Origin of the sequence: Rhodococcus sp. KRD175 (assembly GCF_017168275.1) — a bacterium.
GTDB classification, from domain to species: Bacteria; Actinomycetota; Actinomycetes; order Mycobacteriales; family Mycobacteriaceae; genus Rhodococcoides; species Rhodococcoides fascians.
Genome location: NZ_JABFAQ010000015.1, coordinates 358,031 through 380,391, shown reverse-complemented (window position 1 = coordinate 380,391; position 22,361 = coordinate 358,031). Strand labels below are relative to the sequence as shown.

The following is a 22,361-nucleotide window of genomic DNA, read 5'->3' as shown; positions in this document are numbered from 1 at the left end:
CCCCCAATGCGTTAACACGGGGGGAGCCGTTTTCGTATGACCGAACGTATCGATTCGGCGCTGGGGGAGCGCACGGATGCGGAATTGTTGGCTGCTCACGCAGCCGGTGAGCCGACCGCATTCGCCACGTTGATCCATCGCCATCAGGAACACCTGTGGCTCACGGCACGCCGCACGAGCTACACACCCGAGGACGCATCCGACGCGTTGCAGGAGGCGTTGCTCTCCGCGCATCGAACGGCCGGGTCGTTTCGCGCCGACGCTGCAGTCCGCAGTTGGTTGCACAAGATCGTCGTCAACGCGTGCCTCGATCGCATTCGCCGAAACAAGGCACGTCCGTCGGTTCCGTTGAGCGAGAACGAGAGTCACGAACCGGTGTCGCCTCGGGACCGAATCTCCGAATCCGAGACCAGCATCCTCGTCCGACAGGCCCTGATGACGCTGCCGCCCGACCAGCGAGCGGCGGTGGTCGTCGTGGACATGGAGGGTTACTCGGTGGCCGACGCCGCAGCGTTGCTGGGGGTTCCCACCGGTACCGTGAAGAGTCGATGCGCTCGCGGCAGACTCAAGTTGTCGACGCAGCTCGCATACCTCAAGGACGCAGGGAACCGAATCTAGACCCCTCACGTCTAAACCGTGTGAGAGGGAAAGAAGACTCGGCGAAGGGAGGCAGGAACGTGTCGTCGAACACCGACGCTCTACCCGGTGCCCCGTTCTCACCCGAGTTGCTGGCCGATCTGCATGCAGATGCGCTACCCGAGGACGTCAGCAGTCGGCTGTGGCCGTTGGTGCGTGCCGACGCCGAGGCGATGCGAATACTGGCGACACTGGACACCGTCACTGCTCGGCTGCACGAGTTGGGCGAGGATCCGAACGGCACTGTGCCCGTTCCCGCCGACGTCGCCCGGCAGATCGATCGCACCCTCGAGACCCTGGCCGACACAGAGTCGGCGGACCGTACCGCCGATGTCCTTCCGCTTCGCAGACCTCCACGTAGCGCGCGTACACGCCGGCACGTGATCGTCGGAATCGCCGCTGCTGCAGCACTTCTCGCGGGTGGTTCAGTCACCTTCGCCGCCGTCCTGCACAGCCCGGGCACGTCGGATCCCGTCGTAGCCGACCCGGGGACCACGCCACCCGACTCGTCCCTCGTTCTCGATTCCACCGATCTCGACTCGAACGTCGCGTTCACCGTCATCGGTAAACGAGACCCCGGCAGCCTGTCGGATCCGGCAGACCTGGCCGCGTGTCTCGACGCCAACGGCGTGGACCCCGCCGCCACCGTTCTCGGATCCAGTCAGGTTCGAATCGACGGCCGACAGGGAACTCTCCTCGTCCTCGCCGGGGCCGGGCCGGCGCAGTTCATCGCTCTGGCAGTGGGCAACGATTGCCGCGGCGGCAATCCCGATGTCCTCACGCGTCGCGATATCGGCTGACACATCTCTCACCGGGGAACAACTGCCTCTAGGGTGGTGTTGACCAGATGTACGTCGATAGGCAGTGCTCAGTGCACTTTCGCGTCGACGCCAAGAACACGCCGCACAAGATCGGAAGGTCTGCATTGAGTACCCCCAAGGTTCACGATCTCATCATCGTCGGCTCGGGACCGGCCGGATACACCGCCGGTGTCTACGCGGCCCGCGCTGAGCTGGAGCCCATCCTTTTCGAGGGAACCCAGTTCGGCGGCGCGCTGATGACGACGACCGAGGTCGAGAACTTCCCCGGTTTCCGCGAGGGCATCATGGGCCCCGATCTGATGGAACAGATGCGCGAACAGGCGCAACGTTTCGGTGCCGACATCCGCACCGAGGACGTCGAGGAGCTCGAGTTGACCGGGCCGATCAAGACCGTCTCGGCGGGCGGCGAGACCTACCGAGCTCGCGCGATCATTCTCGCGATGGGCGCAGCCGCTCGGTACCTCTCCATTCCCGGTGAGGAGAAGCTCCTCGGACGCGGCGTCAGCGCATGCGCCACCTGCGACGGGTTCTTCTTCCGCGACCAGGATATCGCCGTCATCGGCGGTGGCGACTCGGCAATGGAGGAGGCAACCTTCCTCACGCGCTTCGCCCGCAGCGTGACGATCGTGCACCGCCGCAGCGAGTTCCGCGCGTCGCGCATCATGCTCGAGCGCGCCAAGAAGAACGAGAAGATTCGTTTCCTCACCGACACCAAGGTTCTCGAAGTGCTCGGCGACACCAGCGTCACCGGCCTGTCTCTGGAACATGCAGTCACCGGCGAGAAGACGACTCTGGACGTCACCGGGATGTTCGTGGCGATCGGCCACGATCCTCGCAACGAGCTGGTCAAGGGCCAGGTCGAACTCGACGATGCCGGCTACGTCAAGGTCGCATCGCCCACGTCGGCCACCTCGGTCGAAGGCGTGTTCGCTGCAGGCGACCTCGTCGATCACGTCTACCAGCAGGCCATCACCGCTGCGGGTACCGGCTGCACCGCATCCATCGACGCCGAGCGTTGGCTGGCCGAGCAGGGCGACATCACCACCAACACACTCGAGCACGCCGATCAGCCGGTCGACGCCGTCAACGCCTGACCGGTAGCCCCACCACCTGTTTGCAGACCCACACCGAGGAGATTCACATGTCCGACGACAAGAGCACAGTCACCATCACCGACGCGTCGTTCGTCGACGACGTTCTGACCAGCGAGAAGCCCGTTCTGGTCGACTTCTGGGCCACCTGGTGCGGCCCGTGCAAGATGGTTGCTCCCGTTCTCGAGGAGATCGCCGCCGAGCACAAGGACAAGCTGACCATCGCCAAGCTCGACATCGATGCCAACCCGCAGGCGGCTCGGGACTTCAAGGTCATGTCCATCCCGACGCTGATCCTGTTCCAGGGTGGCAAGCCGGTCAAGCAGATCGTCGGCGCAAAGGGCAAGGCCGCGCTGCTCAAGGACCTCGAAGGCGTTATCTGACTCACCCACGCTTGGTGTGGATTGCCGCAGAAGCCTGTCTTTCTGCGACAATCATCTGATGTGCCGATGCTTGCGTCGGCACATCAGCGCATCGAAGTGCGTGTTGACCGTCAGGACGATCGAGAGGGTTTTTCCAGGATGCAGGAGCTCAGTCACGGCGATTCCGGACCCGCCGTCGCCGAGGTCCGCGGCACTCTCTCGGCACTCGGTTTCCTCCACGAGGCCGTGGTTCCGCCCGGCCCGATGGACGACGGCCACTGGACGGCCCCGGGATCGGTGTTCGACCGGGCCCTCGACGGTGCCGTCCGCGCGTTCCAGCAGCATCGCGGCTTACTGGTCGACGGCGTCGTCGGTCCGGCCACGTACCGCGCCCTCAAAGAAGCGTCCTACCACCTCGGCGCCCGCACGCTGATCTACCAGCTGTCCGCTCCGCTGTACGGCGACGACGTCGCTACCCTGCAGACACGCCTGCAGGACCTCGGTTTCTACAACGAGCGCGTCGACGGCTTCTTCGGTCCGAAGACGCACGAGGGCCTGTCGTCTTTTCAACGCGAGATCGGTCTGGCACCCGACGGTATCTGCGGCCCGGCGACACTGCGTTCGCTCGACCTCCTCGGAACCCGCGTCACCGGTGGATCGCCCCACGCGATGAGCGAGGAAGAACTCGTACGCAAATCCGGCCCACAGTTGACGGGTAAGCGAATCGTCATCGACCCCGATCTCGGTGGTGCCGACACCGGACGCATCGTCGACGGCACATTCGGACGCGTCTCCGAATCGGAAATTCTGTGGGATCTGGCCAGTCGTCTCGAAGGCCGAATGGCGGCGACCGGAATGGAAACGTTCCTCTCTCGTGCACGGGGCACCAACCCGTCGGTGGCCGACCGCGCCGAGACCGCCAACGCCTGGGGCGCAGATCTGATGATCTCGCTGCGCTGCGCATCGAGCACCAGTCCTGTGGCCAATGGAGTGGCCAGCTTCCACTTCGGTAACTCGCACGGATCCACCTCGATGATCGGCCAGGTCCTCACCAGCTACGTGCAACGCGAAATCGTTGCTCGCACACCACTTCTCGATTGCCGCAGTCACGGTCGCACGTGGGATCTGTTGCGGCTCACCAACATGCCGACCATCCAGATAGACCTCGGCTACCTCACCAACGAATCCGACGTCGAAGTACTGAGCGATCCGCGATTCCGCGACATCATTGCCGAAGCAATCCTGATCGCCGTCAAGCGGTTGTACCTCCTGGGTCAGGACGACCAACCGACCGGCACGTTCACGTTCGCTGAACTACTGGCCGAGGAACTCGCAGCCGCCGACCGTCCCTGATCGACGGCGCTCCCGAGCCATCGGTCGGAGCCCGTTGTTCAGCGAGCTCCGACCGTCGACTTCTGTTCGATGTCGACCACCGAGATACTCGCCGCCACCAGCAATTGCTCGAGCGCCGATTCGACGTCCTGCTTCCACCCGTGATCGCGATCCAATTCGAGGCGGAGTCTCGGGAACCTGTGATGCGGCGCCACCACCTCGAAGCCGACCTTCTCCAGAAAGTCGGCGTCGATCATGCATGTCGCAGCCGAGCACGTCGCATGTGCCGTCGCGTTGGGAATTGCCGGCGACGCGTCGTCCGCATTGTGGCGAATGCCGAAGGCCTCCAAGGCACGAACACCACGATTGACGAGATCGCCGACCACGGCCTGAATCAGGGTTGCCGAGTGCAGATCCGCATCGGCCGGGGAGTCGATACGAAGCTGGGTCAGTAGGACCGCGTCGGGACTGACGGGCGAAGTAGGGAAGGTCGACGCCCGAGGAACTGCGCGGGGCGGGCAATACAGCGCACACCCGATCGTGTTGCCGTCCACGGACAACAGCTGTCCGCACGATCCCCACTCGAGCATGATCGTCGACAGCCACACCTCGTTCTCGAATTCGAGGTCCACTGCCGCGCCGTCGGACGTGGGATCGAGGACCCAGAAGCTACACCGCCGAGAATGTGCCGGCAGATGTTCGAACGAGCCGAGGGTCACTCCGGTCACCATCGCCGACACCGCGTACCTCAGCCTCCGTGCAGTCGTTCCACCGCTCGATTCTCGGTGGGGAGCCGATTCTCTCCTCGACCAGGATAGGCGACGGGGTCGCGCTACCTGGTGATCGGGGAAGATCCTCGAAACCTAGTGCATCACAATAGTTTTCGATCCAACTTGCCGTTTTCGGGACCACTCGTCGTCGATATACGTCACAGTGACGTTACGCCCTGGTATGACTGGTCCTGAAAAAACGCGGCTACTTTTTCTTCTGAGCTTCCATCATCTCGACGATTCTCTGAAGGTCGTCGACCGACCCGAATTCGACGACGATCTTGCCCTTTCGCTTACCCAGACTCACTGTCACCCTCGTATCGAACGAATCCGAGAGGCGATCGGCCACATCCTGAAGGCCCGGCATCTGGATCGGCTTGCGCTTCGCCGCCGGTTCGGGCGACTTACCGTCCTCGCGATTGGCCAGAGTGACGGCTTCTTCCGTCGCTCGAACCGAGAGACCCTCGGCCACGATGCGCGCAGCCAACGATTCCTGTGCATCCGATCCCGCGTCCAACGACAGCAGTGCGCGTGCATGTCCCGCCGACAGGACACCGGCTGCGACACGTCTCTGTACCGGAATCGGCAACTTCAGCAGACGGATCATGTTGGTCACCACGGGGCGTGAGCGACCGATCTTTGCCGCGAGCTCCTCGTGCGTGACATCGAATTCCTCGAGCAGCTGCTGATATGCGGCCGCCTCTTCGAGAGGATTGAGCTGTACGCGATGGATGTTTTCGAGCAGTGCGTCGCGCAGCATTGCGTCGTCTGCGGTTTCCCGGACGATCGCGGGGATCTTCTCCAGGCCCGCTTCCTGGCTCGCGCGCCACCGCCGCTCGCCCATGACGAGTTGATACTTGGCATCTCCTGCAGCTGCAGAACCGGATACGAGACGCACCACGATCGGCTGCATGAGGCCGAATTCGCGAATCGAGTGCACCAATTCGGCAAGGGATTCGTCGTCGAAGACGTGCCGCGGCTGCTTGGGATTCGCCTCGATTCGGTCCGGCGAGATCTCCCGATACACGGCACCGACAGGGGAGAGGTCGTCCCCGTTCAGCATCGGCGGCGTCGGAGTAGGCGCCGTTGCGGTCTCTGTGGTGTCGTCGGACGCCGTTGCCCGCTTGGGCTTCGTCGACGTGTCCGGCTTGTCCTTGGCGTTGCGGTCGGCACCGATGATGACGTCGGCTGCTGCATTACCGAGGCGCGGTCCGGCATCGGGGCCCGTGGGGATGAGCGACGCGAGTCCGCGCCCCAGACCGCCCTTACGTGCTTGACTCATGTCCTACTTCTTTCGTGCGTCGATGCCGGCCGAGCGAGCAGCGAGCTCTCGTCCGGCGTCCAGGTAACTCATTGCTCCACGCGAACCGGGGTCGTAATCCAACACCGTCATGCCGTACCCGGGTGCTTCGGAGACCTTCACACTGCGCGGAATCACGGCACGCAGCACGGCATCGCCGAAGTGCTTCCGCACTTCCTCGGCGACCTGATCGGCCAGTTTGGTGCGGCCGTCGTACATCGTGAGGATGACGGTCGAGACGTGCAATTCAGGATTGAGATGGGACTGAACCAGCTCGATATTCCGAAGCAGCTGCCCCACACCCTCCAGTGCGTAGTACTCGCATTGAATGGGAATCAGCACCTCGGTGGCCGCCACAAGCGCGTTGACAGTCAACAGACCGAGTGACGGTGGGCAGTCGATGAGGATGAAATCGGCGTCGAGTCCGGCCAACTCCTCGACCGACAACGCCGTCTTGAGGCGTCCTTCCCGGGCCACCATCGAGACCAATTCGATCTCCGCGCCCGCGAGGTCGATCGTTGCCGGGATGCAGAACAACCGCTCACTGTGCGGACTCTGCTGGATCGCGTCTTTGGCCTTCACTTCGCCGATGAGCACCTCGTAGCTCGACGGCACACCGGAATGATGTTCGACGCCCAGTGCGGTGCTGGCGTTGCCCTGAGGGTCCAGATCCACCACCAAGACCGTCAGGCCCTGGAGCGCGAGTGCGGCTGCGAGGTTGACCGCCGTCGTGGTCTTGCCGACGCCGCCCTTCTGATTCGCAATCGTCAGCATGCGGCGCTTCGCCGGCTTGGGCAGCGTCACCGATCCCGGGTGAAGGACCTGACTGGCCCGGTGCGCGGCGGCCCCGATCGGGGTGTCGTCGGTCGAAATCGAGTTGGTGTACTCGAAGCCACTCGTCACCCCCGCCTTGTTGGCGGCTGCGTTCGACGACTTCTTCTTGGACTCTGTTTCACGTGAAACAGCGGGATCCGACCCACCCGACATATGTGCTCCTTAGTGCGGAACTGAATGTGTTCTACGTTCGATACAAACGGCGCGGGGCGATTCCCGCAATCGATCATCAGTGGCGACTGAGCCGCCGCGGCTCACGGACTGCCCTGACGACGATGGTGGGTGTCGGGAGAAGACCGACACCGCACTCCACGACCTCCAGCTTGCCAGCACCCATACGGGTGAGGGAAGTCCTGTCGCGTTCGATCTCCTCACTCGCGCTGGAACCCTTCAGCGCGAGCATCCGGCCGCGTTCGTGAACGAGGGGGAGAGACCATTTGGCGAGCTTCTCCAGCGGGGCCACAGCCCTCGACGTGACGACATCCGCGCCGCCGGCTTCCTTCTTCACGCCGGGCTGCTCGGCCCGCCCACGTACGACCAACACGTTCAGATCGTGCTCGTCGATGAACTCGGCCAGATAGACGGTTCTCCGAAGAAGAGGCTCGACGAGCGTCACCCGAAGATCCGGTCGAGCGATGGCAAGAGGGATGCCGGGAAGGCCAGCACCGCTGCCGATGTCGACCACAGTCTCGCCCTCGTCGATGAGCTCGCCGATCGCAGCGCAATTGAGGATATGCCGCTTCCAGAGTCGCGGAACTTCGCGTGGACCGATCAGCCCCCGTTCGACTCCGGCGGTAGCCAAGGACTCGTGATATCTCCGAGCGAGATCCAGTCGATCTCCGAACATCTGCTCGGCGACGGCCATCAACTCGGTGCTATCCGACGCTTCTTGTTCCACGTGAAACATCATCCCGTGCTTGGGCACGGATCGCCAAACGACACCTCTGTAAGTCAACGAGATCGCGAGTTTCCGCGAGTTGGAGTCCCGATTCGCTGGGTCGAGCACAGCCGGACCGCCGTCCGCGCGCCCGCTCCCGATTCGACGGTTCGTCTTTCCCAACACTTCTCCGTTGCCGCGTACGCGGGTGTTTCACGTGAAACCGCGCCACGGTCCGACGGCTGGGAGGCGACGGTTGCGTGCGTAGGAACAGACCAACCCGATGTCCGCAGCGCACTCCAACGAACCCACGTATTGATAGATATCGCGTTGGACTTCTCGGCCCGGCGATGGTCAACGAGATGCCCGTACGGCCAGAGCCATCCGGTACGAGAGCCCTTCCCTTCTCCCCTCCGATGGAGAGCGTCAGACTGGGGAGTCGAAGTGAGTCGCTGTCCTATGCCCACCGCCGTCGTAGGTCCTCAGCCGGGCCGCCTATGACCGTTGCTTCATGGACACTCGGCGCATCCGCCAAGGGAAGCACCCCACCGATACATTGACCCGACCACCATCACGGGTCCCACAGAATCCGGCGATCCGATAAGGCCACCCCAAGGACGGCGTGGGGGACAGCGTTCAGTGAAAGGCATCCGCCATCCCCGCCCAGGTTTTGAGCAACCAATTCGTCGAGACGAGTCGTTCTCTGATGGCCGTCTCCGTGCTGTCGGACGTCGCCCTCCGCTGTTTCACGTGAAACCGGACAGCTAACACTCTGGCCGGACGCGTCGGCGGATTCTTCGTCCGGCAGCTTCTGAGACTTGATCTCGGACTCGACTGAGCCCACCACACGTCGACCTCGTGGTTGACCGTGGCGTCGCCCCACACCACCCATCGCGAGCCGACTCCATGCGCCACTCGTTGGGACCGGCTGTTGCGAGCCCCCGTCGTGGGATCGTCGGGCGATTGGCACCCACGCTGTCGGATACAACCGAACAGCTTCGGGCATCGTTTGTCCTGTCGCGAAATGTCGCGCGGCTCGGACTGCTCCTCGGGCCGGGCCCGCCGAATGTCGTGAGCATCGGCCGGAGCGTATTCAAAAGCGTCGGACGCCTCGAAAGCAGGATCGTGCTTTAGATCGTGTTTCACGTGAAACACGATCCAAGTCTCTGCGGGTCACGTTCGCCGTCGACGTCGCCGTAGTCTCGATGACCGTTAGTCGCCCTCGGCGCCAAGTTCTACAACGGGTCCTGCTGACGATCAGTCTGGACGTCAGATTCGCAGGCGACCCTGGATGCCTCCCATCGGTTGGATCACTTCACCCGCAGACGCAATTCGAGGACGACAGTTGCACGTCGATCGAGGGCGGCAACGTCGATCCTCCTCGAGCAAGGGGGTCGGACACATAGAGACAGTCGGCATCAGGCCAATCGAGCCCAGTCGAGATAAGTGACAGCCGGCCAGAAGCCCGACTGTTTCACGTGAAACACGCACACGCGTCCGTACCCCTCGCAAGTCGTCCGGGGGGAGGTGATTTTCCCTATGCGCCCGTCGTGTCCATCACGCGATGCCGGGGAGCACCCACGATAAGTGATCCTGCGTTCGCAGACATTCGAGATCCGATGCTGGTGTATCGAGTCCAGCTGAGCGTGAAGCGACCGACGATGACTACGCACTGCCGGCCGCCACACGTCACGCCATGGTGAACCAACCATGCTCATCTGACCCAACCTGCGACGTCACCGCTCCCGGACACTCCGCCGTCGCATCCCAGAGCGAGGTCATCACCGCCCAGGCGGATCCTGCTACGCCTCATGCCTCTAGATGTTCGCGCAGCACGCACAGCACGGTGACAACCCACCGTCCGTCGATCGGCTCACGTCGTCATCCGACACCGACTCGGCAAGTGAGGAGTACACCTTATCCAGACACGACAACAGAGTTCGAGGTCATGAACTAGCCCCCTGCACCAGCCCGATATATGGAGGCCCGCCTGCCATGTCGTCGCGCAATGGGCCACGGTGACGACGTGCCCGCTGCCGGCGCGTGTCGCGGCAAGCGAACCAAGGGTCGGATAGTGCGCTGTACCACCGCGACTGGTTCCTTCCTCGGACTTGGAACTGAGCAACCACGTGCGTTGATGCCGAAAGAACTATGCAGGCGCTTCCGAGCGCTTGCACGATGGGCGGTCTCGACTACTCGCAATCGGCTGGGGTCCACGAGTTGGTTGACACCTTCACCCCGCCAAGCTGTGAAGCATTCCTCGATCATCGGCTGTCGACGAAACGGGGCCGCGATCCGGTCGCGTGATCTGCGTATGACCGCCGGAAGGGAGAGCCGCCTCGACCTATCGATCGACATCTGTCTCAGCGTTCGTTTCACGTGAAACATCGTCCGTCACGTGGAATCACGGACAGAGCCGCCCTGCAACCACCCGTCACAGTGACGAAAGCGTCCGATACCGCTGGGCCCTGCATTTTTCGTTCTCGGAGCCCGTCCGATCGCTAACACCCAAGGCAAATTACATCCATGCAATTCAAGCCCGAGCTTTCAACACAAACGACGATGGCCCCCACCGAAGTGGGGGCCATCGCTTGTCGAAAGTGTCGCTATGCCTTGACGACGACTACCCGTCGAGCGGGTTCGACGCCGGTGCTTTCGCTCGCAACGCCGTCGATCTTGGCGACTGCGTCGTGCACGATCTTGCGCTCGAACGGAGTCATCGGAGTCAGTTCCTCACGCTCTCCGGATTCGAGTACTCGACGTGCTGCTTCGGCACCCAGGTTCCCGAGCTCGGTGCGTCGCTTGGCGCGCCACCCGGCAACGTCGAGCATCAGCTTGCTGCGCTCGCCCGTCGACTGCTGCACAGCCAGACGGGTCAGTTCCTGCAGAGCGTCGAGTACCTCGCCCTTGCGACCGACGAGCTTGGCGAGATCGTCTCCGCCGTCGATGCTGACGATCGCGCGATCACCCTCCACGTCGAGGTCGATGTCTCCGTCGAAATCGAGCACGTCCAGAAGCTGCTCGAGGTAGTCGCCGGCGATTTCGCCTTCCTCGACCAAGTAGTCCTCGTCGTCTTCGTCGTCCTCATCCGAATCGTCGTCATTCGAGTCCGCAACGTCATCGGCGTTCGTGGGAACCGACGGCGTCTTCTGTACGGCGTCGCCGACGGTTGCTTCGTCGTCGGACTCCGTCTCGACGGCACTCACCTGATCGGTCTCGACCATCACGTCACCCACTCCATCCCCAGCTGCTGCGTTCCGTACTTCGTCGTTCTGTGCTTCTTCGGCGTGCGCTGCCATGTTCGTCCTTCTCTCGACGTGTCGGTCAGCGCCGCTTGCGCTTGGTCGACTTGTTCCTGTTCGCCTGCGGTCGCGGTTTGTTCGGCGTGGCAGACCCTGATGAAGATTCCGTCCCGGTACTTGCAGTATCGGTAGTGGATTCGTCATCCGTCGGTGCCATCTTCGAGAGCTTCGGCCGAGCACCGGGCTTGGGCTTGGTGGTCGAGACCGGCTTCACTCCTGGCTTGGGCGCATTCTCCGAGCGCTTCTCGACGGCGGCCGCTACCTTGGCGGCCTCCTCCTTGTCGATCTTGCCGAACACCAGGTGCTGCTGCGCGTAGGTCCAGGTGTTGTTGCTGACCCAGTACAGCAGGATGGCGATCGGAAGCAATGCGCCGAAGACGAGGACACCGAGCGGGAACACGTACAGCGCAAGCTTGTTCATGATCGCGGACTGCGGGTTTGCTGCTGCGGCAGCGCTCTGACGTGCGACCGACGCACGTGAGTTCAGGTGCGTCATGATCGCCGCGATGATCATCAGTGGGATGGATACGGCCGCGATGACCCATGTGGACGGAATTGTTGCTCCCGGACCCACAGCGAAGGCGTTGAGCTGATCCTGCGGCATCGTGATCCACGCCGAGATCGGTGCACCGAACAGACGAGCATCGAGGAACGACTGCACATCGGACACGTTGAACGCGTAGTTCGACAGCTCACGATTCTCTTCGGGCGTCAGCCCGAGCTGACCGAAACCGGTGCCGGTGCGGTTGAACGAGCGAAGCACGTGGAACAGGCCGATGAACACCGGTGCCTGTGCCAACACGGGGAGGCAACCCATCAGCGGGTTGAAGCCGTGTTCCTTCTGCAGCTTCTGCATCTCGACGGCCATTTTTTGCTTGTCTTTGCCGTACTTCTTCTGCAGCGCCTTGATCTGCGGCTGCAGTTCCTGCATCTGCCGCGTCGTGCGGACCTGCTTGACGAAGGGCTTGTACAGGATCAGCCGGAGGGTGAAGACGAGGAAGACGACGGACAATGCCCAGGCGAAGCCATTGCTGGGATCCTGGAACACAAAGCCGAACACCTTGTGCCACACCCAGAGAATCCAGGCAACCGGGTAGTAAATGAAGTCGAGCACGGCTCTATGTACTCCTCTGTTCTTCCACTCGCAGGAGATCGTGGTGTTCTTCGGTTTCGGTCAGCTCGGTGACGGTTGCGCGCCACCTACCGGGTTCGGGCACCGGGTCCCAGCCTCCAGAGTGCCAGGGAGCACATTTGAGGAGGCGGACGACTGCCAGGAGCGAGCCCTTCGGCATCCCGTGCACCTGGAGCGCCTCGATGGCGTATTCACTGCAGGTGGGGGAGAAGCGACAGGTAGGGGGCCGCATCGGGGACACATAGGTCCGGTACAACACGATGCAGTAGACGAGAGTTCGAGCAGGAATGGAACGAAGGTTGCCCATGAATGTCATGACGGCGGACCCTTCGGAGCTTCGAGTAGACCGAGCTTCTTCAAACCTGAACGCAGTTGAACGTGTAGATCTGCCGAGGATGCGTGCGCAGCACCTGGAAGTGCTCGAATGACCACGTCGGTGTTCACCGCGAGCCCGTCGATCACCTCGGCACAGATATGCCGAAGCCGGCGCGCAACTCGATGACGAGTTACGGCCGGCCCGACTGCCTTGCTGACGATCAATCCGAAACGTGGCCTATGAACGGTGGATGCGATGCCCTGCTCGTGACGCGCAACTGCGTGTACGACCAGGTCCGATCTACCCATTCGGCGTCCTCGACGCATCACCACGGTGAAGTCACGTGCGCGATGCAGCCGATTCGGCTCAGGAAGCATCCCGAGCTCCAAGCTTCGGACGAACGGTTATCAGGCTGTGAGTTCTTTGCGGCCCTTGCCGCGACGTGCGGAAACGATTGCACGACCCGCACGGGTACGCATACGAAGACGGAAGCCATGAACGCGCGCGCGGCGGCGATTGTTCGGCTGGAACGTCCGCTTGCCCTTGGCCACGGTCAACACTCCTCGAGATTCGAAGACGCCGATCTGTCGGCGCCTGCTGTAAAGGTTCTCAGCGAGTTCGGATGAACTCGCTAGCCTCCCGAGCGAGAAATCCGAGTGAAGACAGACTGTGAGCAGCCAGCAAGCATCGGCCACCTCGCTATTGGGTGACTGTTCGAGAGTACTGATCGAGTCACCGGTGGTCAAACTCGCTCGACATCGACCGATCCGTCGATTCATACACAGGCCACCGACGACGAGACCTCGGACGGGCCGAAGAGTCGACAATATCTGTCGTTCCGCCGCGCCGCGCAACTGGTCGTTGCTGCGATCGAACGACTGACAATGGCTATCGCCGCAGGTCAGACTGTCGTATACGTACTACCACGCCACTCGGTGACGGTTGGGCTCACATCGGTGTCGTTTATCCACACCTGTGGATAATTGTGTGGAAACACAGTTCAGGTGGCATATTCGTACCTTGCGGGGTCCACCGAAGGACCCTTGTCTCGGCCGCGGAGGCGCACGATCGACGACGCTATCCGACGACGCGGTTGCGCGGGTTCGAAACGCCGCACCGAATCGGTTGTCGGAGTCCGGCGAGACCTACAAGCTCGACGACGGAGGGATCGACGTGAACGACGATCCGGATGCGCTTGCGCGCATCTGGCCCGAGGTAGTCGCGGAGCTGACGTCCGACCGACACAGTGGGTCGCCGCTGACCAAGGGCCAGAAGGCCTGGCTCGCGCTGGTCAAACCGCTCACGTTGACTCAGGGCTTCGCTCTGCTCGCCGTCCCGTCGACCTTCGCTCAGGAAGCGATCGAACGTGACCTGCGCGAACCCATCCTGGGAGCCCTGGGGCGTCATCTGGGACAGGGTGTCGAAGGTCTCGGCGTTCGGATCTCCGCCCCCGAGGACGAGAAGCTCGAAACCGAGCGCTCGACGTATCCCGATGCCGTCAGTTCCCCGACGTACCGGCGCCGCGTCCTGACCAGCAGAGACGACGAGCCGTCGGACTCCGAGACCGCCGATTACGAGGAAGTGGACGACGAGCGGGAAGCCCTCGCCAGTGTCCAGAACTCGTGGCCGACGTACTTCACCAAACCACCGGAGTCGACGCCACCATCGTCGGGTGCCAACAGCCTCAACTCGAAGTACACCTTCGACACGTTCGTGATCGGCGCCTCCAACCGGTTCGCGCACGCCGCCGCGGTCGCCATCGCCGAAGCACCCGCCCGGGCGTACAACCCGTTGTTCGTGTGGGGGGCATCGGGCCTGGGCAAGACGCACCTGCTGCACGCGGCCGGTCACTACGCGCAGCGCCTGTTCCCGGGCATGCGCGTCAAGTACGTCTCCACCGAAGAATTCACCAACGACTTCATCAACAGTCTCCGTGACGACCGCAAGGTGGCGTTCAAGCGCCGCTACCGGGAGACCGACGTGCTGCTGGTCGACGACATTCAGTTCATCGAGGGCAAGGAAGGTATCCAGGAAGAGTTCTTCCACACCTTCAACACGCTGCACAACGCCAACAAGCAGATCGTCGTCTCGTCCGACCGACCACCCAAACAGTTGGCGACCCTCGAGGAGCGGCTGCGTACCCGCTTCGAGTGGGGCCTGATCACCGACGTCCAGCCACCGGAGCTCGAGACGCGGATCGCCATTCTGAGCAAGAAGGCTCGGATGGATCGACTCGACGTGCCGCACGACGTCCTGGAGCTGATCGCCAGCCGCATCGAGCGCAACATCCGCGAGCTCGAAGGCGCCCTCATTCGCGTGACGGCATTCGCCTCGTTGAACGGACAGGCCCTCGACCTCACCCTCGCCGAGGTCGTCCTACGTGACCTGATTCCCGATTCGTCCAGCTTGGAGATCAACGCGGCCACGATCATGGCCGTCACCGCGGAGTACTTCGACACCTCCATCGAGGACCTGTGCGGACCGGGTAAGGCCCGAGCGTTGGCCATGGCCCGGCAGATCGCGATGTATCTCTGCAGAGAGCTCACCGACCTGTCGCTACCGAAGATCGGTCAGACGTTCGGCCGAGATCACACGACGGTGATGTACGCGGACAAGAAGATTCGCAAGGAAATGACCGAGCGTCGCAAGGTCTACGACCAGGTCCAGGAGTTGACGGCGCGCATCAAGCAGCGCTCGAAGCGATAGCTCCACAGTCCTTCGGCAACGACGGCGACGGCGCCGATTCCCATCGCGGGGGTCGGCGCCGTCGCCGTTTTCGTCGGTGATCGGTGCCGCCTCGGTTCGACTCGGGCGTCGATCGAACACGATCTCCAGTCGATTCCGGATCGAATCTGGGTCGATTCCGCGCCGATTCTGGGCCGAATCGGATGACATTTCGGAGCCGACGACCATTGATTCACACCTGTGGATAACCATGTGGACAACCGTCGACTTCTGGGGATGGAATGTGGGCGCCTGTGCACCGATGCGATTGGTCCACAGGCAGCCGTCCGTCAACCGCAGATTGGTCCCGAGTTCATCCCCACGACACCACGCCGAGCCACCAGCATCGCGAGGGCTCCATGCACAGATTGCACAGGACCTATTAATACTTCTGTTTTCTCCTTGAAAGAACTTCTTTGAAAACAGGTGTTGGGGAACGATCCGTTCACAGCCCCCTTCCGACGACCGCATCGGTGCCCTTCGCGGCCTCGCCCGAGCTTTCAACTTCGTCTCGAAGGGCATACGGTGTGCTTGCGCTGGATGTGCCAGACTCGTCGTTGCATCGGTTGGAGCCGCGACGATCGTGGTCGCACCGCTCGACTGTGCACACGAATGCCCCGAACGAGAGGAAATGCCGAGCGATGGAGCTTGGAAGTTTGAAGTTTCGCGTTGCTCGTGAAGATTTTTCCGATTCCGTGGCGTGGGTGGCCCGCAGCCTGCCGTCCCGGCCGCCCGTTCCCGTTCTCGGTGGCGTTCTGCTCGCCGCCGACGAACAGGGTCTGACGGTCTCGGGCTTCGATTACGAGGTCTCCGCCCAGGTGAAGGTGTCGGCCGAAGTGGCCACCGCAGGACGAGTTCTGGTGTCGGGCAAGCTACTTGCCGATATCACCAAGTCGTTGCCGAACAAGCCCGTCGACGTCACCGTCGACGGGACTCGCGTTCTCGTCAACTGCGGAAGCGCAAAATTCTCGCTGCCGACGATGCCGGTCGAGGACTATCCTCAGCTACCCGAGTTGCCCAGCAACACCGGTTCGCTGGCCGGTGATGTCTTCTCCGAGGCCATTGCCCAGGTCGCCATTGCGGCGGGCAAGGACGACACGCTTCCCATGCTGACCGGTATCCGTGTCGAGATCGACGGCACCAACGTCGTGCTGGCTGCGACCGACCGATTCCGGTTGGCGGTTCGTGAGGTGGACTGGACTCCCGCCGGCGCCGACACCACCACCGCAGTGCTGATTCCGGCGAAGACTCTGTCCGAGTCGGCCAAGACTCTCGGCGGCAACGCGGGTTCGCCCGTCGAGCTGGCTCTCGGTTCGGGTTCCTCCATCGGGAGCGACGGTTTGCTCGGAATCGTCAGTGACGGGCGCCGCACGACCACTCGTCTGCTCGATGCGGAATTCCCGAAGTTCCGTCAGTTGCTGCCGGCAGAACACACTGCCGTCGCAACACTCGAGATCGCGCCGCTGGTCGAGGCCATCAAGCGCGTGGCACTCGTCGCCGAACGCGGTGCGCAGGTGCGTCTGGAATTCAACGCCGAAGGTGTGCTGCTGTCGGCAGGCGGCGACGATGCCGGCCGCGCCGAGGAAGCTCTGCCGGCCGACTTCCAGGGCGAGGCGCTCACCATCGCGTTCAACCCGGGGTACCTCATCGACGGCCTGTCCTCCTTGCACAGCGAGAAGGTCACGTTCGGTTTCACGACCCCGAGTCGGCCTGCAGTGCTGCGTCCGACGTCGGACGAGGAGCTGGTGCCCGACGATTCCGGCAAGTTCGCGGCGCCTCAGTCCCAATACACCTATCTGTTGATGCCGGTCAGGCTGCCGGGCTGATCCTGCCTGGTTACTGTTGAAGTTGCGGGATCGTACGAGTCGTTCCGCCGGCTCCACTCCCGCTCGACCGGAATTACACCTGACACAGACAAGGACGCTTCCTCATGCAGCTGGGCTTGGTCGGTCTCGGAAAAATGGGCTTCAACATGCGCGAGCGGCTGCGCGAGCACGGCCACGAGGTCATCGGTTACGACCCGAGGCCCGAGGTGACGGACACTCCGTCACTCGCCGGTCTCGCGGAATCCCTCACCGCCCCCCGGGTGGTGTGGGTGATGGTGCCCTCCGGCCAGATCACCCGGGACACCATCACCGGGCTCGGGGATGTTCTCGAACCGGGCGACCTGGTGATCGACGGTGGAAACTCGCGTTTCACCGATGACAAGCCCAACGCAGAACTGTTGGACGCCAAGGGAATCGGGTACATCGATGCCGGAGTTTCGGGCGGTGTCTGGGGATTGAAGAACGGCTACGGCCTGATGGTCGGCGGCGACGACGAGCACGTTGCACGCGCTATGCCGATCTTCGACGCCCTGCGTCCGGAAGGGGAACGCGCGGACGGATTCGTCCACGCCGGCCCTGTCGGTGCCGGGCATTACTCGAAGATGGTGCACAACGGCATCGAATACGGTCTGATGCAGGCGTACGCCGAGGGCTACGAGATCCTCGAGGCCGAAGAATTGGTGCAGGACGTGCAGGGCGTACTGCGGGCCTGGAGCAAGGGCACCGTCGTGCGGTCGTGGCTGCTCGATCTGTTGGTCGAGGCACTCGGTCAGGATCCGGAGTTCAGTGAGATCTCGGGGTACACCGAGGACTCCGGCGAGGGTCGATGGACCGTCGAGGAGGCCATTCGGCATGCCGTACCAGCCCCGGTCATCTCCGCAGCTCTGTTCGCGAGATTCGCTTCGCGACAAGAAGATTCGCCTGCAATGAAGGCAGTGTCGGCGTTGCGGAACCAGTTCGGCGGGCATGCCGTCAAGAAGGCGGATGCGGACGAGACACTGCGCGCACCCGCGCCGAAGAACACCGAGTAAGTGTTCGTCCGGTCTTTGCAACTTCACGATTTCCGGTCTTGGGACGACGTCATCGTCGACCTGGGCCCGGGATCGACCGTGTTCGTCGGGCCCAACGGCCACGGTAAGACCAACCTGCTGGAATCACTCGGTTATCTGTCGACGCTGTCCTCGCACCGGGTCTCGACCGATGCGCCCATGATCAGGGCAGGTGCGTCCACCGCGTTCGTCGGCAGCGCCGTGGTCAACCACGGACGCGAGTTGATCATCGACGTCGAACTGCTCGAGGGCAAGGCGAACAAGGCGAGGATGAACAGGTCTCCGCTGCGTCGACCACGAGAAATTCTGGGTGTACTGCAGAGTGTGTTGTTCGCACCCGAGGACCTCTCGCTGGTGCGCGGCGACCCGAGTGAGCGCCGTCGGTATCTGGACGAGCTGCTCACCACCAGAATTCCTCGAATGGCCGCTGTGCGTGCAGATTACGACAAGGTGCTGCGTCAGCGGTCGGCACTGCTGAAGACCGCCAGCGGGGCGTTGCGCCGAGGCTCGTCGTCCACCGACGGCTCGAGCGCTCTGGCCACGCTCGATGTCTGGGATGGCCATCTTGCTGCCCACGGTGCCCGATTGCTGTCGGCCAGAATATCTTTGGTACACGAGCTGATGCCCTTCGTGCAGCAGGCCTACGAGTCGATCGCGCCGGAATCGCGGCTCGCCACGTTGTCCTATCGATGCAGCCTCGCCGAGGCACTGCCGCCGGAATTCTCCGATGCCGGCCGAGCACCGGAGTCCGACGACGTCGACGTGCTGGAAGCTGCTTTCCTGCACCAACTTTCGGTGATGAGGCAGCGAGAGATCGAACGTGGGGTGTGTCTGGTCGGTCCCCATCGAGACGATCTGGAATTGATGCTCGGCGACCGACCCACCAAGGGCTTTGCCAGCCACGGTGAATCGTGGTCGTACGCACTCTCTCTTCGGCTCGGTTCCTTTTCGTTGCTGCGCGAGGACGGGACCGACCCCGTCCTGATGCTCGACGACGTGTTCGCCGAGCTCGACCGCAAGCGGCGCACGGCCCTGGCGGCAGTGGCGGCCGACGCGGAACAGGTACTGATCACCGCCGCGGTTCCCGAGGACGTGCCACCCGAACTCGATGCACGACGCTATGGTGTCGAGGCTCGTCAGGAATCCGATTCCGGTGCGGCAGGGCGTATTTCGACCATCACCGAGCTGTCGACGTCGGAGAATGAGGTGTCATGAGCGACGACACGAACTCACCGGCACCGGATGAGCAGCCGGAGTTGAAGGGCGTCGACCTTGCTCGGCGGGCCCTCGAAGATGCCCGGGCTGCGGCCAAGGCGAGCGGCAAGTCGGTCGGTCAAGGTCGTTCGTCACCGACCGGGGGTGTCCGGGCACTGCGGGGGCGTCGACGACGGGGTTGGTCGGGAGCGGGCCCCGACGATCGGGATCCGCAGGCATTCGGTGCATTGGCCAACAGCATCGCGTCCAAGCGTGGGTGGTCGGCCAAGGTATCGGAGGGTGCCGTGCTGGGGCGCTGGCCCAGCGTCGTCGGTGAGGACATCTCGGCGCACGCCGACCCCACCGGCCTCAAGGACGGAGTGCTCAGTATCTCCGCCGAGTCGACTGCGTGGGCGACGCAGCTTCGATTGATGCAGTCGCAGATTCTGGCGAAGATCGCGGCGGCGGTGGGCCACGGTGTGGTGACGTCGCTTCGGATCACCGGGCCGACGACGCAGAGCTGGCGAAAAGGCGAGCGCCATGTCAAAGGTCGCGGTCCGCGGGACACCTACGGATAGTGACTGTTCCCAATGCGCGTTCGACGTAGCCCCTGGTCCAGGTGATCCTCAACAGATGTTGGGGGCAGTGTTGCTGTGAGACAGTTGGTATGCGTAGCGTGATTCGGGACACGCAACGGTCGGGGGACCGAATACTGTTCCATGCGGCCATCGGACGAGGAGAAGTTGTGTCTGCACCTACGAAGAAGGCGTCGACAACGGCGGTCGACGTCGATGGGACCCCCGAAGACAGAGTGGTTCTGCACGCTCGGAACGTTGAATTCGATTGGGAAACTCTGCCGCTGCACTATATGGACGGCAATCCCCTGGCCACCCATCTGATCAACGTGATGCACCTGCTTCTGCCCGAGGGCGAGGAGTGGTTCGTGCGCACGTTCAAAGAGGCGTTGCCGCTGATCCACGACGATCAGTTGCGCGACGACGTGATCGGCTTCATCGGCCAGGAAGCCATGCATGCACAGGCCCACACCGAGGTCCACGACCAGCTTCGGGCCCACGGCATCGATGTCGATCCGTACGTCGACCAGATGAAGTTCCTGTTCGGACGCGCACTCGGCAATCGCTCGGGCCACGGTCAGAACAGCCTGGTGGAGCGGCTGGCCTTGATCGCAGCCGCCGAGCATCTGACCGCGTTCCTGGGCGACTGGGTCCTCAACGCGCGGAAGCTCGACGAAGCCGATGTCGATCCGGTCATGCTCGATCTGTTGCGGTGGCACGGCGCCGAAGAAGTGGAGCATCGTTCGGTGGCGTACGAGGTGATGCGCTACTTCGACGTTCGGCCGGCCCGGCGTATCCGTACCTACGTGGTCATTGCACCCACTCTCGTCTGGTTCTGGACGCGCGGCGTGCGCTACCTCATGAGCCAGGATCCGACGTTGGCGCATCTGTCGCCGAAGGAGCGCACGCCGTCGTTCCGTGAATTCCGACGGGTCGCCAAGTCCGGTCTGTTTCCGACGCCGATGTCCATGGTCAAGGCGTCCCTGCGGTACTTCAAGAGCACATATCACCCGTCTCAGGAAGGCTCGACGGCCCAGGCCGTGCAGTATCTCGCCACCTCGCCGGCGGCGCGGTCCGCTGATCGATGACCAAACGCACGTTTCGGAGCAGACTCGACGCGATGGCTCGAAAGGTCGACTCGTTCCGAGTAGGCCGCACGATTCCACAGAATCTGTACGGGCGTGACGAGCCGGATCAGACGGTGTCGCTGGCCACCGATGCACTGGACAAGTGGTTCGCCCTCCTCGACAACGGTGAGTACGACGCCTCGTTCGCGGCGCCTCCCGTCGCGCGTACCCGAGAACTGACACTGGTCTCCCGTGACGTTCTGTGCATCGACGAACAGGTCGCCCAGCTGACCTTCGCCGCCGCCGACGGGTCGGCTCTGCCGGCGTGGGCACCGGGAATGCACTTGGATTTCTACCTTCCCTCCGGTCGGCGTCGGCAGTACTCCCTGTGCGGATTGCCCAGCGACGACACGTACTCGATCGCAGTACGACTCGTGCCGGACGGCGGCGGCGGATCTCCGGAGATGCACGCGCTGACGGTCGGCACTGCGGTGTCGATCAGGGGGCCGCGCAACGGGTTTCCGTTCGTACCGTCCGAACAGGCAGTATTCGTCGCCGGTGGAATCGGCATCACCGCGATCATCTCGATGGTGCGCCGTGCCCGCGATCTGGGCATGGACTGGCACCTCGTCTACTGCGGCCGCTCCCGCGAGTCGATGCCGTTTCTCGACGAGATCGAGGGCTGGGATCCCGCCAGGGTCACCGTGCGCACCGACGACGTGGACGGCATGCCGTCGAGCATGGATCTGTTGGGCTCGACGGCCCCCGGCGGTTCGGTCTACGTATGTGGTCCGCCGCCGATGATCGACCTCGTTCGCGCCTCGTTCGACGCCCTCCCGGCCACGCATCTGCACTTCGAGCGCTTCTCACCGCCGCCGGTGAAGAACGGGACGGAATTCGAAGTGCAGCTCGTCGATTCCGGCGAGATTCTGTCGGTCGGTGCGGAAGAGACTGCGCTGCATGCCATTCGACGCATCAGGCCGGATGTCGCGTACTCGTGTCAGCAGGGTTTCTGCGGCACGTGTCGGGTGCGAGTGCTCAGCGGAACACCGCAGCATCGAGAGAATCGGTTGACGACCGAGGAGCAGCGGCACGAGATGTTGATCTGTGTCTCGCGGTCGGACGGAGAACGGATCGTCCTCGATCTGTAGCC

General features: G+C 63.0%; 21 protein-coding genes. 12 read left to right on the top strand and 9 right to left on the bottom strand.

Features of this window, described 5'->3' with window-relative positions:
* Positions 1–36: 36 nt before the first annotated feature.
* The 5 genes from sigM to J1M81_RS22110 all read left to right on the top strand — a co-directional run bounded on the left by sigM (position 37) and on the right by J1M81_RS22110 (position 4,263).
* Complete coding sequence (gene sigM, locus J1M81_RS22130) at positions 37–618, top strand: RNA polymerase sigma factor SigM (RefSeq protein ID WP_045841535.1); 582 nt, start codon at positions 37–39, stop codon at positions 616–618.
* Positions 619–677: 59 nt separating this feature from the next.
* A complete protein-coding gene (locus J1M81_RS22125) occupies positions 678–1,436 on the top strand; it encodes a hypothetical protein (RefSeq protein ID WP_206498845.1) in 759 nt (252 codons plus the stop codon).
* A 125-nt stretch (positions 1,437–1,561) separates the two neighbouring features.
* A complete protein-coding gene (gene trxB, locus J1M81_RS22120; protein ID WP_027495012.1) occupies positions 1,562–2,551 on the top strand; it encodes a thioredoxin-disulfide reductase in 990 nt (329 codons plus the stop codon).
* Positions 2,552–2,598: 47 nt separating this feature from the next.
* The gene (gene trxA / locus J1M81_RS22115; RefSeq protein WP_008711582.1) at positions 2,599–2,931 is read left to right on the top strand and encodes a thioredoxin; all 333 of its coding nucleotides are present in this window, start codon (positions 2,599–2,601) and stop codon (positions 2,929–2,931) included.
* A gap of 138 nt (positions 2,932–3,069) precedes the next feature.
* Positions 3,070–4,263: an N-acetylmuramoyl-L-alanine amidase gene (locus J1M81_RS22110; RefSeq protein ID WP_032371397.1), complete on the top strand. Its 1,194-nt coding sequence runs from the start codon at positions 3,070–3,072 to the stop codon at positions 4,261–4,263.
* A gap of 38 nt (positions 4,264–4,301) precedes the next feature.
* Here J1M81_RS22110 and J1M81_RS22105 read toward each other — a convergent pair whose 3' ends face one another.
* The 9 genes from J1M81_RS22105 to rpmH all read right to left on the bottom strand — a co-directional run bounded on the left by J1M81_RS22105 (position 4,302) and on the right by rpmH (position 13,324).
* The gene (locus tag J1M81_RS22105) at positions 4,302–4,982 is read right to left on the bottom strand and encodes a hypothetical protein (protein WP_027495010.1); all 681 of its coding nucleotides are present in this window, start codon (positions 4,980–4,982) and stop codon (positions 4,302–4,304) included.
* Positions 4,983–5,217: 235 nt separating this feature from the next.
* Positions 5,218–6,294 carry a ParB/RepB/Spo0J family partition protein gene (locus tag J1M81_RS22100; RefSeq protein ID WP_206498844.1) on the bottom strand — a complete coding sequence of 359 codons (1,077 nt, stop codon included), beginning with the start codon at positions 6,292–6,294 and terminating at the stop codon, positions 5,218–5,220.
* Positions 6,295–6,297: 3 nt separating this feature from the next.
* Complete coding sequence (locus tag J1M81_RS22095; protein ID WP_027495008.1) at positions 6,298–7,299, bottom strand: ParA family protein; 1,002 nt, start codon at positions 7,297–7,299, stop codon at positions 6,298–6,300.
* Between the two features lie 76 nt (positions 7,300–7,375).
* Positions 7,376–8,053 (bottom strand): 16S rRNA (guanine(527)-N(7))-methyltransferase RsmG, encoded by a 678-nt coding sequence (gene rsmG, locus J1M81_RS22090; protein WP_027495007.1) that lies wholly within the window; start codon positions 8,051–8,053, stop codon positions 7,376–7,378.
* Between the two features lie 2,576 nt (positions 8,054–10,629).
* Entirely contained in the window at positions 10,630–11,250 is a 621-nt protein-coding gene (locus tag J1M81_RS22085) for a protein jag (RefSeq protein WP_371831425.1), read from the bottom strand.
* Between the two features lie 97 nt (positions 11,251–11,347).
* Positions 11,348–12,439, bottom strand: coding sequence for a membrane protein insertase YidC (yidC, locus tag J1M81_RS22080; protein WP_206498842.1), 1,092 nt, complete (start codon positions 12,437–12,439; stop codon positions 11,348–11,350).
* A 4-nt stretch (positions 12,440–12,443) separates the two neighbouring features.
* Positions 12,444–12,773, bottom strand: a complete 330-nt coding sequence (gene yidD / locus J1M81_RS22075) for a membrane protein insertion efficiency factor YidD (protein WP_027495003.1) — start codon at positions 12,771–12,773, stop codon at positions 12,444–12,446.
* Positions 12,770–13,150, bottom strand: a complete 381-nt coding sequence (gene rnpA / locus J1M81_RS22070; protein ID WP_206498841.1) for a ribonuclease P protein component — start codon at positions 13,148–13,150, stop codon at positions 12,770–12,772. Before rnpA ends, yidD begins: the two co-directional genes overlap by 4 nt.
* Before the next feature lie 30 nt (positions 13,151–13,180).
* Complete coding sequence (gene rpmH / locus J1M81_RS22065; RefSeq protein ID WP_026347786.1) at positions 13,181–13,324, bottom strand: 50S ribosomal protein L34; 144 nt, start codon at positions 13,322–13,324, stop codon at positions 13,181–13,183.
* A 622-nt stretch (positions 13,325–13,946) separates the two neighbouring features.
* On the opposite strand from rpmH, the gene dnaA reads away from it, so the two are divergent.
* The 7 genes from dnaA to J1M81_RS22030 all read left to right on the top strand — a co-directional run bounded on the left by dnaA (position 13,947) and on the right by J1M81_RS22030 (position 22,359).
* The gene (dnaA, locus tag J1M81_RS22060) at positions 13,947–15,479 is read left to right on the top strand and encodes a chromosomal replication initiator protein DnaA (RefSeq protein WP_027495001.1); all 1,533 of its coding nucleotides are present in this window, start codon (positions 13,947–13,949) and stop codon (positions 15,477–15,479) included.
* A gap of 659 nt (positions 15,480–16,138) precedes the next feature.
* The gene (gene dnaN / locus J1M81_RS22055) at positions 16,139–17,323 is read left to right on the top strand and encodes a DNA polymerase III subunit beta (RefSeq protein ID WP_027494999.1); all 1,185 of its coding nucleotides are present in this window, start codon (positions 16,139–16,141) and stop codon (positions 17,321–17,323) included.
* 104 nt (positions 17,324–17,427) lie between these two features.
* Positions 17,428–18,354, top strand: a complete 927-nt coding sequence (gene gnd / locus J1M81_RS22050) for a phosphogluconate dehydrogenase (NAD(+)-dependent, decarboxylating) (protein WP_027494998.1) — start codon at positions 17,428–17,430, stop codon at positions 18,352–18,354.
* A complete protein-coding gene (gene recF / locus J1M81_RS22045) occupies positions 18,355–19,587 on the top strand; it encodes a DNA replication/repair protein RecF (protein ID WP_027494997.1) in 1,233 nt (410 codons plus the stop codon).
* Positions 19,584–20,144 carry a DUF721 family protein gene (locus tag J1M81_RS22040; RefSeq protein ID WP_027494996.1) on the top strand — a complete coding sequence of 187 codons (561 nt, stop codon included), beginning with the start codon at positions 19,584–19,586 and terminating at the stop codon, positions 20,142–20,144. The genes recF and J1M81_RS22040 overlap by 4 nt, the downstream gene beginning before the upstream one ends.
* Before the next feature lie 167 nt (positions 20,145–20,311).
* The gene (locus J1M81_RS22035; protein ID WP_032373401.1) at positions 20,312–21,229 is read left to right on the top strand and encodes a metal-dependent hydrolase; all 918 of its coding nucleotides are present in this window, start codon (positions 20,312–20,314) and stop codon (positions 21,227–21,229) included.
* A 32-nt stretch (positions 21,230–21,261) separates the two neighbouring features.
* Positions 21,262–22,359 carry a 2Fe-2S iron-sulfur cluster-binding protein gene (locus J1M81_RS22030; RefSeq protein ID WP_371831423.1) on the top strand — a complete coding sequence of 366 codons (1,098 nt, stop codon included), beginning with the start codon at positions 21,262–21,264 and terminating at the stop codon, positions 22,357–22,359.
* Positions 22,360–22,361 lie beyond the last annotated feature (2 nt).

Coding starts and splice junctions, on each gene's coding strand:
- sigM (WP_045841535.1), top strand. CDS start 37: ATGACCGAACGTATCGATTCGGCGCTGGGGGAGCGCACGGATGCGGAA.
- trxA (WP_008711582.1), top strand. CDS start 2,599: ATGTCCGACGACAAGAGCACAGTCACCATCACCGACGCGTCGTTCGTC.
- J1M81_RS22110 (WP_032371397.1), top strand. CDS start 3,070: ATGCAGGAGCTCAGTCACGGCGATTCCGGACCCGCCGTCGCCGAGGTC.
- J1M81_RS22100 (WP_206498844.1), bottom strand. CDS start 6,294: ATGAGTCAAGCACGTAAGGGCGGTCTGGGGCGCGGACTCGCGTCGCTC.
- J1M81_RS22095 (WP_027495008.1), bottom strand. CDS start 7,299: ATGTCGGGTGGGTCGGATCCCGCTGTTTCACGTGAAACAGAGTCCAAG.
- rsmG (WP_027495007.1), bottom strand. CDS start 8,053: ATGTTTCACGTGGAACAAGAAGCGTCGGATAGCACCGAGTTGATGGCC.
- yidD (WP_027495003.1), bottom strand. CDS start 12,773: ATGACATTCATGGGCAACCTTCGTTCCATTCCTGCTCGAACTCTCGTC.
- rnpA (WP_206498841.1), bottom strand. CDS start 13,150: ATGCTTCCTGAGCCGAATCGGCTGCATCGCGCACGTGACTTCACCGTG.
- dnaN (WP_027494999.1), top strand. CDS start 16,139: ATGGAGCTTGGAAGTTTGAAGTTTCGCGTTGCTCGTGAAGATTTTTCC.
- gnd (WP_027494998.1), top strand. CDS start 17,428: ATGCAGCTGGGCTTGGTCGGTCTCGGAAAAATGGGCTTCAACATGCGC.
- J1M81_RS22040 (WP_027494996.1), top strand. CDS start 19,584: ATGAGCGACGACACGAACTCACCGGCACCGGATGAGCAGCCGGAGTTG.
- J1M81_RS22030 (WP_371831423.1), top strand. CDS start 21,262: ATGGCTCGAAAGGTCGACTCGTTCCGAGTAGGCCGCACGATTCCACAG.